This window comes from Bacillus sp. GZB (assembly GCF_001975995.1).
Taxonomy (GTDB): domain Bacteria; phylum Bacillota; class Bacilli; order Bacillales; family Bacillaceae; genus Bacillus; species Bacillus velezensis.
This window is the reverse complement of record NZ_MTQG01000010.1, coordinates 225,205-239,220: the sequence shown is the minus strand read 5'-3', so window position 1 is coordinate 239,220 and position 14,016 is coordinate 225,205. Positions and strand designations below refer to the sequence as shown.

At 48.2% G+C, this 14,016-nt stretch carries 15 protein-coding genes; 2 read left to right on the top strand and 13 right to left on the bottom strand.

All coding sequences use genetic code 11. From position 1 onward, the window contains the following. Positions 1–60 precede the first annotated feature (60 nt). The 3 genes from BXO87_RS01430 to BXO87_RS01420 all read right to left on the bottom strand — a co-directional run bounded on the left by BXO87_RS01430 (position 61) and on the right by BXO87_RS01420 (position 3,127). Positions 61–846, bottom strand: a complete 786-nt coding sequence (locus tag BXO87_RS01430) for a DUF2268 domain-containing putative Zn-dependent protease (RefSeq protein ID WP_029325951.1) — start codon at positions 844–846, stop codon at positions 61–63. A gap of 82 nt (positions 847–928) precedes the next feature. Further along, positions 929–2,167, bottom strand: a complete 1,239-nt coding sequence (gene fabF, locus BXO87_RS01425; protein ID WP_007610580.1) for a beta-ketoacyl-ACP synthase II — start codon at positions 2,165–2,167, stop codon at positions 929–931. A 21-nt stretch (positions 2,168–2,188) separates the two neighbouring features. Then, positions 2,189–3,127: a beta-ketoacyl-ACP synthase III gene (locus tag BXO87_RS01420; RefSeq protein WP_007409122.1), complete on the bottom strand. Its 939-nt coding sequence runs from the start codon at positions 3,125–3,127 to the stop codon at positions 2,189–2,191. 167 nt (positions 3,128–3,294) lie between these two features. Between BXO87_RS01420 and BXO87_RS01415 the strand changes: the two genes are divergently transcribed. After that, positions 3,295–3,513, top strand: coding sequence for a hypothetical protein (locus tag BXO87_RS01415; RefSeq protein ID WP_007610579.1), 219 nt, complete (start codon positions 3,295–3,297; stop codon positions 3,511–3,513). 28 nt (positions 3,514–3,541) lie between these two features. Here the strand turns inward: BXO87_RS01415 and BXO87_RS01410 are convergent, their stop codons facing one another. The 4 genes from BXO87_RS01410 to BXO87_RS01395 form a co-directional block, all read right to left on the bottom strand. Further along, a complete protein-coding gene (locus tag BXO87_RS01410; RefSeq protein WP_003155061.1) occupies positions 3,542–3,733 on the bottom strand; it encodes a ComZ family protein in 192 nt (63 codons plus the stop codon). Positions 3,734–3,745: 12 nt separating this feature from the next. After that, a complete protein-coding gene (locus BXO87_RS01405) occupies positions 3,746–4,699 on the bottom strand; it encodes a BMP family ABC transporter substrate-binding protein (RefSeq protein ID WP_007409125.1) in 954 nt (317 codons plus the stop codon). An 89-nt stretch (positions 4,700–4,788) separates the two neighbouring features. Further along, positions 4,789–5,355: a Rossmann-fold NAD(P)-binding domain-containing protein gene (locus tag BXO87_RS01400; protein ID WP_038457612.1), complete on the bottom strand. Its 567-nt coding sequence runs from the start codon at positions 5,353–5,355 to the stop codon at positions 4,789–4,791. Between the two features lie 82 nt (positions 5,356–5,437). Then, positions 5,438–6,172 (bottom strand): lipase family protein, encoded by a 735-nt coding sequence (locus tag BXO87_RS01395; RefSeq protein WP_038457610.1) that lies wholly within the window; start codon positions 6,170–6,172, stop codon positions 5,438–5,440. A gap of 260 nt (positions 6,173–6,432) precedes the next feature. On the opposite strand from BXO87_RS01395, the gene BXO87_RS01385 reads away from it, so the two are divergent. Further along, complete coding sequence (locus BXO87_RS01385; protein WP_007409129.1) at positions 6,433–6,618, top strand: YjzD family protein; 186 nt, start codon at positions 6,433–6,435, stop codon at positions 6,616–6,618. A gap of 36 nt (positions 6,619–6,654) precedes the next feature. Here the strand turns inward: BXO87_RS01385 and BXO87_RS01380 are convergent, their stop codons facing one another. The 6 genes from BXO87_RS01380 to argB form a co-directional block, all read right to left on the bottom strand. Beyond that, the gene (locus tag BXO87_RS01380) at positions 6,655–6,834 is read right to left on the bottom strand and encodes a YjzC family protein (protein ID WP_003155070.1); all 180 of its coding nucleotides are present in this window, start codon (positions 6,832–6,834) and stop codon (positions 6,655–6,657) included. Between the two features lie 75 nt (positions 6,835–6,909). After that, positions 6,910–7,881 (bottom strand): ornithine carbamoyltransferase, encoded by a 972-nt coding sequence (gene argF / locus BXO87_RS01375; protein ID WP_038457606.1) that lies wholly within the window; start codon positions 7,879–7,881, stop codon positions 6,910–6,912. After that, entirely contained in the window at positions 7,869–10,964 is a 3,096-nt protein-coding gene (locus BXO87_RS01370) for a carbamoyl phosphate synthase large subunit (protein WP_038457605.1), read from the bottom strand. The genes argF and BXO87_RS01370 overlap by 13 nt, the downstream gene beginning before the upstream one ends. Next, positions 10,957–12,015 (bottom strand): carbamoyl phosphate synthase small subunit, encoded by a 1,059-nt coding sequence (locus BXO87_RS01365; protein ID WP_038457602.1) that lies wholly within the window; start codon positions 12,013–12,015, stop codon positions 10,957–10,959. The genes BXO87_RS01370 and BXO87_RS01365 overlap by 8 nt, the downstream gene beginning before the upstream one ends. 68 nt (positions 12,016–12,083) lie before the next feature. Next, positions 12,084–13,241, bottom strand: coding sequence for an acetylornithine transaminase (locus BXO87_RS01360; RefSeq protein ID WP_038457601.1), 1,158 nt, complete (start codon positions 13,239–13,241; stop codon positions 12,084–12,086). Further along, complete coding sequence (gene argB / locus BXO87_RS01355) at positions 13,238–14,014, bottom strand: acetylglutamate kinase (RefSeq protein WP_038457598.1); 777 nt, start codon at positions 14,012–14,014, stop codon at positions 13,238–13,240. Before argB ends, BXO87_RS01360 begins: the two co-directional genes overlap by 4 nt. Positions 14,015–14,016: the final 2 nt, after the last annotated feature.

Genomic DNA, 14,016 nt, shown 5'->3' with positions numbered 1-14,016 from the left:
AAGCAAGAATTTTTTAGGATAAATGTAATATCCTTAAATAATTTCCATTCTTTTAATCTATTAATGCGTTGCCTCCAGAAAGGTTTTTGAAGGGATGGCCAATGCTTCTTTTACTGTTTTTTGATGGTCGGTTAAATATTTTTTTACTATATTGAATCCGACAGCATAGCCGAGCATTGAGGGGAAGTATCCTTTTCCGTATAACAGCTGGGAAAACATTCTGCTGTCTCTCGTTAAGCGGAGGTTCGGCTTGACTCTTTTTTCAAACAGAAAATCAAGCTGCTCAGGCGTATAGTATGACGTCCATTCCGCCGTAAGACTTGAGCCGAACCGCTCATATACAGCATATTCTGCCAGCCCCTCCATCATGATTGTATCAAGAAATGTCTCATCTTTTTCGTCCTTTGTCACATGTTCTAACCGGCAGACGTGATTATATTCATGTGTCATAAGGGCGGATACAGCTGAATTGGAACTATCCGACGATAGAAAGAGGAACATTTTGTCCCGAAAGGCCAGACCGGATTTTGATCCGAATTCCTGACGGATTTTCCGGTTTCGTTCATCGACGGGCAAAACTACGATCGGCACGTCCGGCCCGTTCCACTTCTCCTTTAAATAGGCTTCCTCCTTTTGAATATGACTGTAGCATCCTTTTTCTTTCAGCCGTTTACTGGTCCTGACGCCATCCTTCAAATGGCGGAACATGCCGTGGTTTTGCAGCATCCCGAGTATCGGCTTCCACTCTTTCTTATCGGCCCCTGAAAAAAGCGGCAAAAGATGCGGGGCCAGATCATTTACGGATGCCGCCTTTTCCATCCATTGATATGTCTGCTTGACGCTCATACCGGTTCGCCTCCTCTTGTTGTTATCATATGCACGCACAAAAAAACCGGCCACCTTTTTCAGGCAGCCGGTCAAAACTGTATTATTGATATTTTTTAAAGATCAAAGTGGCATTATGTCCGCCGAAGCCGAGCGAGTTGCTGAGAACGACGTTGACATCCTGCTCGCGCGCTTTGTCCGGTACATAATCTAAATCACACTCTTCATCAGGTGTTTCGATGTTAATCGTCGGCGGGATAATGCCGTCTTTAATGGCCATGACGGAGAAGATTGCTTCAATTCCTCCGGCAGCGCCTAACAAATGACCCGTCATTGATTTTGTCGAACTTACGGCAAGCTTGTACGCATGATCACCGAAAACGGTCTTAATGGCTTTTGTCTCGTATTTATCATTGTAGTACGTGCTTGTGCCGTGAGCGTTGATGTAGTCAATTTCTTCAGGCTTGATGCCCGCATCTTTGATTGCTTCCTGCATCGCTCTCGCACCGCCTTCCCCGTCTTGGGCAGGCGCGGTAATATGGTAGGCGTCACCCGTTGAGCCGTAGCCGACAATTTCCCCGTAGATTTTCGCACCGCGGGCAAGGGCATGCTCCAGCTCTTCAAGCACGATGATCCCCGCGCCTTCTCCCATGACAAAGCCGTCACGGTTTTTATCAAACGGGCGGCTTGCCGTTTTCGGATCAGGATTTGTAGAAAGGGCTTTGTTTGCACTGAAGCCTGCAAATGACATTCTTGTCAGCGGCGCTTCTGTTCCGCCCGTAATCATCGCATCGGCATCGCCGCGCTGAATGACTTTAAACGCGTCACCGATAGAGTTCGTTCCCGTCGCACATGCCGTCACCGTACAGGAGTTGACTCCTTTTGCTCCGAGAGCGATTGAGATTTGGCCTGTCGCCATATCAGGAATCATCATCGGAACAAAGAACGGGCTGACCCTTCTCGGCCCTTTTGTCAGGAAGATTTCGAATTGGGATTCAAGCGTTTCAAGACCGCCGATTCCGGACCCGACCCAAACGCCGACTCTCGGCGCGATCTCGTCTGTGATGTTAAGACCAGCATCTTGAACGGCCATTTTCGCGGCTACGACAGCGTATTGCGTGAAGCGGTCCATTTTTCGCGCTTCTTTTTTATCCATGTGATTTTCAATATTGAAATCTTTCAGTTCAGCAGCTACTTTCGCCGGATACTCGTCCGATTCCACACGTGTGATCGGTCCGATTCCGGATACGCCGCCGATTGCATTTTTCCAGCTTGTTTCGGCGTCGTTGCCAAGCGGAGACAGGGCTCCAAGCCCTGTAACGACTACTCTTTTTTTACTCATCTTGTGTGCACCTCACTTTTTTTATCGTCCCCAGCGTATTGCTATGGCGCCCCATGTCAATCCTCCGCCGAAACCGACCATGACGATGACGTCGCCGTCTTTAATTTTGCCTGCTTCCAGTTCCTCTACTAATGAAATCGGAATGGATGCTGCGGATGTGTTTCCATATTTATGGACTGTTTTAGACATCTTTTCAACCGGAAGCTCCAAACGTTCCCGTGCCGCTTCCATGATGCGGATGTTTGCCTGATGCGGAATCAAAAAGTCTACGTCCTCTTTGGAGAGGCCGGCTTTTTCAATGACATTTACACTCGATTCACCCATTTGCCGGACGGCGAATTTGAATACTTCTCTTCCATGCATGATTGTATGCCCTTTTTCATCTAAGTACAAGTGCTGGCCGCCTGTACCGTCTGCTCCGAGCTCAAATGACAGTATGCCTCTGTCGTCGCTGACCGGTCCGATGACCGCCGCTCCGGCTCCGTCTCCGAACAGCACAGCCGTATTGCGGTCGTCCCAGTCGGTAATGCTTGAAAGCTTTTCCACGCCGACCACGAGGACATGTTTGTATGTTTGCGATTCAATGAATTGTTTGGCGGTTACGATACCGTACATAAAACCCGCACATGCGGCGCTGATATCCATCGCGCACGCTTTTTTGGCCCCGAGCTTCTCTTGTATCATACAGGAAACGGTCGGGAAAGACTGGTCAGGAGTAACCGTCGCCACGAGGATCATATCAAGCTCCTCAGCGGAAATGCCGGCCTGATCAAGCGCTTTTTGCGCAGCCTCAGCGGCCATGCCGGATGAATACATATCTTCCGCGGCGATTCTTCTTTCTTCTATACCTGTTCTCGTACGAATCCACTCGTCCGATGTATCTACCATTTGTTCAAGATCATGATTTGTCAGCACTTTTTCCGGGATGTAACGGCCGACGCCAAGAATTCCAGCTTTCATTGGAAAAGACTCCTTTTTTATAATGAATTTAAAACTAATTAGTTATGATCAATTATTAGTATCAGGTACTAATTCTACCCTATTTTTTTTCTGTTGGCAATATATTCGTCTAAACTATCGGACGCTGCTCCTCATAGAATAAAAGGAAGACGAAAGGAGGCTTCACTATGGATATTTTCTCCAAAATGATGTTCGGCGATTCCAGAGACCGGGATAAAGAACCGGAAGAAACCCCTGAGCAGCCTCAGGCTGAAAACGAAGAAGAGATCGATTACAACCACGTGATGAATCAGCTGGGGTCCATCATGAACTCTCTGGATCAATTAAAGCCCGTATTTAAAGACTTCGCGCCGATGGTGTCCGCTATAAAGAAAAAAATCATGTGAAAAGCCACTTCATGAAAAGTGGCTCTCTTTATTTATTCAGCTCCCCGGCATCAGATCTGCCAAGCTCATACGCTTCCGCCATGACCGATGTAAACAGGTCCATAAACGGCTGAATCATTTCCATAGACAGATCTATGCCGGATTTCTCAAGCTCCGCCTTTGCTTCCGGCAGGTATTTCATCGCGATCTGCATAAATTCAAGAGACTTTTCATGCTGCATGTGTATCCACCTCTATTCATTTGACGGCAGTTCATTTGTTCGGTTATACGTTTTTACAAGGTCTGAGATTTTGTCTTGAAATGCTTTGTCCACCAGAGGGCTGAACGTTCCCATTTCAACGACTCCTTCCCTGAAATCAAAGTTGTGATCTCCGCTCTTGAGCGTACCTTTATTATATTGCTCGGCAATTAATGTATAGGCTTTATCTACGTTTTGCACCGTGCTTGTCAGCACCGTGTTTTTGCCGAGATTCGATTGCTCGGCCACATAGCCGATGGCGTAAAGCCCGTCTTTTTTGATTTGCTGAATGACAGGAACATTATACCCGTCTCCGGCCGGATATACAACATCCGTGCCTTCCGCTTTTAACTTTTCGTAAAGATGCAGCGCTTCATTGCCGTTATCCCAGTGGTCCGTAAATTCAGTATTGACGGTGATATCGGGTTTTTCATATTTCGCCCCTTTGATAAAGCCGTCTACTTCAGGCTGCCACAAAAAGGAGGCGATGACGCCGACCTCATTGGTTTTTGACATATGGGCGGCCGTCATTCCCCCGAAAAAGCCCATTGCTTCACCCATAAGGTGAACGCTTGTGACATTATCGCTTTTCGCCGTTCCGTTTGCGACGACGAATTCCATGTCGGGATAATCCTTGCTGATCATATTGAAGATTTCCTCGTATTCATTTCCGTGCCCGTATAAAAGATTGACTCCTTTTTTATGAAAATCATCTATCGCTTTTAAAATATCTTCATCGGATCTGATATTTTCTTTATAATAAACGTCAACGTTAAATTCAGATTGTATCGCTAATAAACCTTTGTAACCTTTTGTGCCCCATACCAAGTCACTGATGGTATCGGGAAAAAGCATTCCGACCTTCTCAATTTTTCCTTTAAACGGAGTTTGTGCGCATCCGCTCAATAAAAGGAGGACAGAAAAGATCATGACAAGCCTGGTGATCAAGCCATGTTCAACCCCTTTTCAAACTCATAACATGTATAATTGATATACGTTTATTGTAGCGGTAATGCACATAACATGGAAGGTATTTCTTAAAAAATGTCGAATATTGATGAAAATTGTCTTTTCCATTCTTTAATTTTTTCTTCCGCTTCCGTTTTTTGCGTTTTTTCTTTTATTTCCAGGGTAATAATCTGATTTTCGCCTTCTGTGCCGTCAGCCTCAAGCTGATTCATCAGCCCGCAGACTGCGTCTTCTAAAAAGATCCTGCTTTCGCCATCTTCTTTTGCTTCTGTCCACGGACCGTAAAGGGGAGGAAGGATAATCGCTTTTGCCGTATCCCGCTGACCGTTTTTTTTCCAGTCTCCGTGATCCTCACTGTAAACAATCCAATATAAAGGCTCAGCCCTTTCTTCAGGCAGACACCCGCTCCCGTATTGAACGCAGATACGATCGTATTCCTTTTCACCGATTTCATCTATTATTTGAAAAAGCCCGTTTCTCGCGAGCCACATTAAACGTTCTTCTAAATACAGCTGCCTCGTTTTGTCCTCCGGTTCTGCCAAAATGACATCGACATGCACACCCTCATCCATCAACCGTTCGCACAATGAAAGGCCGAGAAATTCATCTGCTCCAATGATCAGCGCTGTCTTCATCACATCTGCCGCCTTTCCGGTTTTTCATTCGCACACAAGCCAAACAGCCCTCTGAAAAGAGATGGCTGTTGTATTCTATTCATTACAGGTCTTTTTCATGACTGCGGAAAAACCGGCAGATGGCTCTGTACATACGCGCAGGGTTCTCAAGCAGGTGATACGTGATATCAGTCTTGCTTCCGGTCTTTTCCCGGGCTTCTTTATACGCGTTCGCATGCAGGGTGTACGGGTACGGCGCTCCGGTCGTTCTTTGCCATATATGTACCGGCACGCTGGTGCGGCAGCCGGTAATGGTCTGATAGCTCAGTGAGCTTGCCTCTTTTTCAGAAACACCGAAGCTTTGTGCCGTTTCCCTCAGAAACTGCTTATAAAAAAACTTATTTTCTTTCTCTGATTCAAAATGGGCTTGAAGATCAAGACAAGGATCTAACATTGCGGCTGAACGGATATGCTCCGGTGAAGACTGCAGCAATTGATCGGCGATAAGGGCGCCCATGCCTTCTGCGAGCAAGTGTATTTTCGGATTGAGGGTTTCTTGTTTCAGCACATAATGAACCAGCTGTCTGGCGTAAAGAGCGGCTTTTTCCGAACCCCAATGCCGTCCGTATAAATTGCTGTTAAAAATGGTGTACCCTCTGTCAAGCAGCACATGTAACAGCTGCTTTCTCCCTTCATGTTCGAGCCAAAAGCTTGAGTCCCGGCTGACAAAGTGGGTTCTGTCCCCCAGAATAAAGATACAGAAGCCGTTCGGCCGATACGGCAGATGGATGACGTTCGGCTCAGATCCGAATTGGAAAAATCTTTCCGTAATCCCCATGCCTGCCCGCCTCCTTTTACTCCTAATCTCTCTATTGGCTATCATATGTAAGAAGAATGAAAACGGATCGGATAAACTCCTATTTGCTGCTATGTTTTGGCTATTATCCCAAGCACAGGAACCGAATTTTCCTTCAGACGGCCGGACAGGCGGGCACATGTCAGTTTCAGGCGCGCTTTTTGATGAGAAAATGACCTTCCGCCCGCGCCTTATGTATGGTATGATACAACGTAGAATAAAATGAAGGACGAGGTGGAAACGTGCGGTTTATTATCGGTTTTATTTGGACGTTCCTTTTAACACATATGGCCTGTTATTTGGTCGCCTCCATGAACAGCGCGGCGTACAATTTCAAGCAATCATCCGTTATTGCCGTAGTTATTGCGGTGCTTGTCTTTGTTCTTGCGGAGATCATGCCTGTCAAACAGGATGCAAGCCAGCATTAAATAAAAAAACCTGCTATTCAGCAGGTTTTTTTGTGTTCACGGTTTTCGTTGATACGTCCACAATCTGTTGTGGTTTGAAGTTTCAGGGAACATTTCTCCCACCGTAAGCTTGATTTTTTGCGGGTTTTTGACCATGCTTCCCGTTTCGCCGATTTCAACGTACACACCGTTATTCGGCGCTTTTTGTCCCGGGCGGAATTGATGCTGCTGTCCCACGTCATTTCCTCCTTTTTCTTTTTTATGTAGTATGCGCTTGTATGCGGAGAAATATCAAAAACCGCTGAATGAGATTCAGCGGTTTTTTTGTTCATCCTGTTTGTAAAGAAGAGCTTTCAGGAGCGCTTTTTGCGCGTGAAGCCGGTTTTCCGCCTGCTGGAATACCGCAGAGTTCGGGCCGTCGATAATCTCGGACGTGACCTCTTCCTCCCGATGCGCGGGCAGGCAATGCAAAAATGTATAGTCAGGTTTGGCGAGACTGACGAGTGAGGCGTTGACTTGATACGGGGCAAACACATTCAGCCGCTGCTGCGTCTCTTCCTCCTGCCCCATGCTCGTGAAGACGTCGGAGTAAATCACGTCTGCATCCCGCACCGCTTCCTGCGGATTTTCGGTAAGGGTGATTTTCGCTCCGGAAACAGCCGCCGCTTCTTTTGCGGCATTCACCGCCTCTTCCTCTGCTTCATAGCCTTTCGGCGAAGCAACCGCAATGTCACAGCCCATTTTTGCGCAGCCGATCATAAGTGAATGCGCCACATTATTTCCGTCACCGATATAGGCAACTTTTACTCCTTTCAGTTCTCCTTTTATTTCTTGTATCGTTAACAGATCCGCGAGTGCCTGACACGGGTGGTACCGGTCGGTCAGCCCGTTTATGACGGGAATGTCTGCATGCTCGGCAAGCTCTTCGACTTTTTCATGTTCAAAGGTGCGGATCATAATGGCATCAACGAATCCGGACAGCACCTTCGCCGTATCCGCGACCGTCTCCCCCCGCCCAAGCTGCAGGTCGCTGCTTGAAAGAAATAGTCCCGTTCCCCCGAACTGGGCCATTCCCGCTTCAAAAGACACGCGTGTGCGGGTTGAAGATTTTTCAAAAATCATCGCCAATGTTTTCCCTTGGAAAATCGGCTGTATCGGATGTTGTTTTAATAATGAAGCTTCTGTCAGAAGCGCATTGATGTCTGACGGGCTGACATCTTTTAAGGAAAGAAAATCTTTGCCGTACAAATGGGTTAATGTGTGTTCCGCTTTTATTGTGTGCATGATGCCACTTCCTTTTGATAAAGATCTTTGAGCGATACAGGCTGAGGTTTGCCGGAGCCGCTTGCTAAAAATGCCTTTACGGTTTCCGGTTCAGTAAAGACCGTCACACCGTGCGTCATGGCTTCGATCCGTTGTTTACGCGCTTCTTCAGAGTGATTGAAATTGATATGGACCGCTTTATCCTTTCGCTCTGCCCATGCCGGGAACGCATCTTTGCATACGGTAAATCCCGCCTCTTGAGCCTGACGTTCCAATTCCGCATCACAGCCTTCCAGATAGATGCTGCCTTTTTTCTCCCAGACGTGCGCGTAGATTTTTTTCAGGGCGCTTTCTGCGTCAAACGCGACACACATGCCTTCTCCGGTCGACTTCATTTCCGGCCCGGGCTTTACGTCCACATCCTGAATGGCGTGAGAAGAAAAAACCGGGAATTTCACTGCCGTTCCGTGCTGATTTTGAACCTCGGGCTTGATGTCTTTAAGGGAAGCGCCGGCCAGCAATCTGGCGGCAAGCGGGATCATCGGCACCCCCATCACCTTAGACACGACAGGAACTGTGCGGCTTGCCCGCGGGTTCACTTCAAGAACGAGAATATCCCCTTTGTCATCAATGACAAACTGAATGTTCATGATGCCTTTAAAAGCCAGTTTTACCGCGATTTTTTCGGCGGCCTCTTTTATATTCCGCTGCATATCAGGTGTGACAGACGGACCCGGAAGAATCGCAAAACTGTCGCCCGAATGGACGCCGGCGCGCTCAATGTGCTCTGTGTAAGTCGGCACGAATACTTCATGTCCGTCGGAAATCAGATCGATCTCCAATTCTTTTCCTGTAATGTACTGATCGATCAAAATCGGATACGGCATGCGCGCTTCATTTTCCAGCAGTTCTGACATTTGCGCTTCTGAATCAACGATAATCATGCCCATCCCACCGATGACATAAGACGGACGGATCAGCACGGGGTAGCCGATTCGGCTTGCTTTTTCCGTTGCTTCTTCTTTTGAATAAGCGGTTTCGCCTTTGGCATGTTTCAGGTCAAGGTCATCAAGCAGCTGATAAAACAGATCCCGATCCTCCAGCGCATCAAGGGTTTCAAAGGATGTTCCGAGCAGCGGAATGCCCGCTTTTTCCAGCGGTTCAGCGGCATTGATTGCGGTCTGTCCCCCAAACTGGACGATGGCAAAATCAATGTTTTCATGTTCCGCCACGTTTAAAATATGTTCTGTCGTCAGCGGTTCAAAATAAAGCCGGTCGGCGATTTCATAATCCGTGCTTACTGTTTCCGGATTGTTATTGATCATAATCGTTTCATACCCCAGCTTTTGCAGGGTCAGAACGCCGTGGACGGCGCTGTAATCAAATTCCACTCCCTGACCGATGCGGATCGGGCCTGAGCCGATGATGAGGGCGCGTTTTTTCTCTTTTCGGCTGATATCTCCGTCGCTTTCCCCGAGGTAGGTGGAGTAGAAATAATTCGTCTTGGCATCAAATTCAGCGGCGCATGTATCTACGATTTTAAACGACGGGACGATGCCTGATTTCTTTCTGAGAGCACGGATGTCTTCTTCCGTTTTTCCCGTGAGAGATGCGATCATGACATCCGTGAAGCCCTTTACCTTCGCCTGCTTTAAAAGCGGGACAGACAGATGATCCCCTTCTTCCATCAGCTTGTTTTCCAATGTGATGATATTTCGGAATACATGGAGAAAAAACGGGTCAATTTTTGTTTTGGCATGGATGTCTTCTATCGTTTCACCGCGGCTTAACAGTTCCATGACGACGAAAAATCTCCGGTCATCCGGCGTTACCGCTAATTCCCACAGCTGATTGATCGTACAGCCGCCGAGTTCAGGCAGGCGGGTGCCGATCGTTTTCAGCTCAAGGGAGGCCGCCGCTTTTTGAATGGCCGCTTCCATATTTCTTTCGATCGCCATGACCTCCCCCGTCGCTTTCATCTTCGTTCCGAGCGTGCGGTCGGCATGTTTAAATTTATCAAACGGCCAGCGCGGGAATTTGACGATGACATAATCAAGCGCCGGTTCAAAGCTTGCATAAGTAGAGCCCGTCAGCGGATTTTTCAGTTCATCAAGCGTATAGCCGACGGCAAGTTTCGCCGCCATTTTGGCAATCGGATAGCCGGTCGCTTTTGACGCGAGAGCTGAAGAGCGGCTGACACGCGGGTTCACTTCAATGACATAGTACTGTTTGCTGAACGGATCCAGCGCAAATTGAATGTTGCAGCCGCCGACCACATCCAGCGCCGAAATAATCGCCAGGCTTGCTGAACGCAGCATCTGATATTCTTCATCCGTTAACGTCTGGGACGGTGCGACGACGATGGAGTCCCCTGTATGCACGCCGACGGGATCGATGTTTTCCATATTGCAGACGGTGATGCATGTATGATTGCTGTCGCGCATGACCTCATATTCGATTTCTTTAAAACCGGCGATGCTTTTTTCGACGAGGCATTGGCTGATCGGGCTTGCTAACAGCGCCTGTTTAATAAGCGTCTGAAACGTTTCTTTCGTTTTGGCGATTCCGCCTCCCTTTCCGCCTAGCGTGTACGCCGGTCTCAGAATGACCGGAAATCCGATAGACTCAGCGAAGCGGAGGGCGTCTTCTTCGTTGTCGACGATTTCGCTTTCCGGAACGGGCTGATCGAGCTCTTTCATCAGGGCGCGGAACTGCTCCCGGTCTTCGCCTTTTTGAATGGTTTCCACCGATGTTCCCAAAAGCTTGACGTGATGCTTCTTCAGCACGCCTGCTTCTTCAAGCTTAACGGCTAAATTCAATGCCGTCTGGCCGCCCAAATTGGCAAGCAGACCGTCCGGTTTTTCTTTTTCAATAATGGCCTCGATGCTGTCGGTTGTGAGCGGTTCAAAATATATTTCATCGGCAAACGCCTCATCCGTCATAATCGTTGCCGGGTTGTTGTTGACTAGAATAACGCGGTATCCTTCTTCTTTCAGAGCCATGCAGCCCTGCGTTCCTGAATAATCAAATTCTGCCGCCTGGCCGATGATGATGGGGCCGGAGCCGATGACTAATATGCTGGAAATGGTTGTATCTTTAGGCATGAGCGATTTCTCTCCTTGCTGGTATCACTTTCTCTAGAAATTCATCAAATATCCACTCGCTCTCAGCCGGTCCGGGGTGAGCTTCAGGGTGGAACTGGACGCTTAATACGGGAAGGCGCTTATGAATGAGCCCTTCCACTGATGTATCATTGACATGATGAAATCTGATGGACAGCTCGTTTTCGTCAATTGATGCTTCATCAACGACATAGCTGTGGTTCTGGCTTGTCATAAACACCCGTTTCGTTTTCCGGTCAATGACGGGATGGTTGGCACCCCTGTGGCCGAACGGCAGCTTATACGTATTTCCTCCGAAAGCCAGGGCAATCAGCTGATGCCCGAGGCAAATGCCGAGTGCGGGGAAATCACTGAGTAATGATGTAATCCGGTTCATGTACGGCGCAATCGCTTTCGGGTCGCCCGGGCCGTTTGAGAGCACGATTCCGTCAGGCTGAATGTCGTAAACAGCGTTCATCTGCTGATACGGAATGACCGTTACTTTACAGCCGCGCTTTACAAGTGATGAGGCGATTGATTTTTTATAACCGAAATCAATCAGCGCAATATGCCGGTCTCCGTTCCCCATTGACGTGATGTCTTCAGACTGCGCCAGCTCCGCCGGGTTTTCTGTTCCGGATGCTGCGGGAATCTCTCCTGTTGTTGACACGGCAGCGTTCATCGTGCCGCCGGAGCGGATGGTTTTGACGACGGCCCGTGTGTCCACTTCGGTTAAGAGCGGGATGTTCCATTTATTTAAATACTCTCTCAAGCTTGAGACTGCTTCATGGTGAGAAAAATGTTCACACGCTTCATAGACGGCAACAGCCTTGACTTGAGGAATTTTACTTTCAAGGTCTTTTTCATTAATTCCGTAGTTTCCGATCAGCGGATACGTAAAGACGATGATCTGGCCCTTATATGACGGGTCTGTAAGCACTTCCTGATAGCCCGTCATACCGGTGAAAAAAACAGCTTCGCCAACACAGCTGGCCTCTTTTTCAAGTTCACCGCCGAATGATGTTCCGTCTTCCAATACTAAATAGCCTTTCATCTAAAGCCCACCTCTTGATGAATAATTAATTAAAAATATGAATTTTTATACTCTTATATCGAAAAAAATTACCGTTTCACTGCCGAATGCGCTTCGATCGCTGCTTTCAGCATACTGACGGCCGACAGCATTTCTTCTTCAGAAACCGTAAGCGGCGGGAGCAGCCTGATGACATTCGGTCCAGCCGGAAGCACGAGAAGTCCGCGTTCCTGCAGATCTCCGATGATGCCAGACACGGGACCTGCGCATTCAATGCCGATTAATAACCCTTTTCCGCGGATTTCTTTTACAAAAGGCCCTGTCAGTTCACGGTTCAGCTGCGCTTTTAAAAATGATCCTTTGTCTGCCGCCGCCTGGAGAAAGTCCGGCTGAAACACAATGTCCAAGGTTGCTTTCACAGCTGCCATGGCAAGCTTATTGCCGCCGAAAGTCGTACCATGCGTACCCGGCGTAAAGGCGTCGCCAAGCTTCTTTTTGCCGATCACGGCTCCGACGGGAAAACCGTTTCCAAGCCCTTTCGCAGCAGTGATGATGTCCGGAGAGATGCCGAAATGCTCATAGCCGAATGCCTTGCCCGTCCGGCCGATTCCGGTTTGAATCTCGTCTGCGATAAGCAGCGCCTGTTTGTCTTTGCAAAATGTCTGTAAGGCTTCGATGAATTCCGGATCGGCGGGATTGACTCCCCCTTCTCCCTGCACCGTCTCAAGCATGACGGCGGCGATATCATCCTCTTTTGAAAGCGTGCTGAATGCCGACGGATCATTGAACGGAAGATAGTGAAAGCCTTGAAGCATCGGTCCGAAACCGGTCTTGATTTTGTCTTGTCCGGTGGCGGCCATCCCCGCATAGGTCCGTCCGTGAAAGGATTGATGAAATGTTACGATTTTTGTCTTTCCCGTTGCTTTACGGGCAAGCTTAATGGCGCCTTCATTCGCTTCGGCTCCGCTGTTGCAGAAGAAAACGAGATCCCCCTCGCTATGTCCGGCAAGCTTTGCCGCGGCTTTTTCCTGAAGATCATTTTCAAACAGATTGGAAACGTGCCATACGCTGTCAAGCTGTTCTTTCACCGCTTCTGTGACCTCATCATGACAATGGCCGAGATTGGAAACGGCGATGCCCTGAATAAAATCGAGATACGTTTTTCCGTTTTCATCCTCTGCGATTGTCCCTTTCGCTTTTTTGATATCGATAGGCCAGCGGCTGTAGGTTTGAAATAGGCTGCTCATGACACGCTCTCCTTTTCTTTGACGATTTTTGTTCCTTGGAAGGCTTGATCGGTGAAAAACGCTCCTTTTCCGTTTACGATCATCACTTCCTCGACATCTTCACTCAGTGCCGATAATGCCGAGTTTACCTTCGGAATCATCCCTCCTGAAATCACGCCGTCATCTATGAGGGCCTGAATCTCTTGCGGCGTCAAAGTATCCAGCCTGTTCTCTCCGTCCATAATTCCTTCGACATCCGTGACAAATAAAAGTTTGTCGGCGTGTAAGGCTGAAGCAACGGCCGATGCCGCGGCGTCTGCGTTGACGTTCAGCGTTTCGAAATCACTTGTCATGGAAAGCGGAGCGATAACGGGAATGATGCCTTCTTTCATTAATGCGTGAATGATTGACGGATCGGTTTTTTGTATTTCACCGACTTCTCCGTATTTGTCTTGATTAAGGTAAGATGCTTGAAGGAGACCGCCGTCCTTTCCTGATATTCCCGCGGCTTTCAGCCCGTTTTTCGCGAGTTCGGTTACGAAAAATTTATTGATCGTCCCTGACAAGACCATTTCCGCTGTTTCCAGCACCGGTTTGGTCGTTTTCCGCTGTCCATCGACAAATTCCGTTTCAATCTGCAATGTTTTCAGCATTCTTGAAATGTCCGGGCCGCCTCCATGCACGACGGCAATGTTCCAGCCCGATTGCATAAGCTCTTTTACATTTTGAAAAAAATCGGCGGATAACTCGCGGATTACGCTTCCGCCGCACTTAAAAACGATGGTTTTCTTCATGC

Coding starts and splice junctions, on each gene's coding strand:
- BXO87_RS01430 (WP_029325951.1), bottom strand. CDS start 846: ATGAGCGTCAAGCAGACATATCAATGGATGGAAAAGGCGGCATCCGTA.
- fabF (WP_007610580.1), bottom strand. CDS start 2,167: ATGAGTAAAAAAAGAGTAGTCGTTACAGGGCTTGGAGCCCTGTCTCCG.
- BXO87_RS01420 (WP_007409122.1), bottom strand. CDS start 3,127: ATGAAAGCTGGAATTCTTGGCGTCGGCCGTTACATCCCGGAAAAAGTG.
- BXO87_RS01415 (WP_007610579.1), top strand. CDS start 3,295: ATGGATATTTTCTCCAAAATGATGTTCGGCGATTCCAGAGACCGGGAT.
- BXO87_RS01410 (WP_003155061.1), bottom strand. CDS start 3,733: ATGCAGCATGAAAAGTCTCTTGAATTTATGCAGATCGCGATGAAATAC.
- BXO87_RS01400 (WP_038457612.1), bottom strand. CDS start 5,355: ATGAAGACAGCGCTGATCATTGGAGCAGATGAATTTCTCGGCCTTTCA.
- BXO87_RS01395 (WP_038457610.1), bottom strand. CDS start 6,172: ATGGGGATTACGGAAAGATTTTTCCAATTCGGATCTGAGCCGAACGTC.
- argF (WP_038457606.1), bottom strand. CDS start 7,881: ATGCACACAATAAAAGCGGAACACACATTAACCCATTTGTACGGCAAA.
- BXO87_RS01370 (WP_038457605.1), bottom strand. CDS start 10,964: ATGCCTAAAGATACAACCATTTCCAGCATATTAGTCATCGGCTCCGGC.
- BXO87_RS01365 (WP_038457602.1), bottom strand. CDS start 12,015: ATGAAAGGCTATTTAGTATTGGAAGACGGAACATCATTCGGCGGTGAA.
- BXO87_RS01360 (WP_038457601.1), bottom strand. CDS start 13,241: ATGAGCAGCCTATTTCAAACCTACAGCCGCTGGCCTATCGATATCAAA.
- argB (WP_038457598.1), bottom strand. CDS start 14,014: ATGAAGAAAACCATCGTTTTTAAGTGCGGCGGAAGCGTAATCCGCGAG.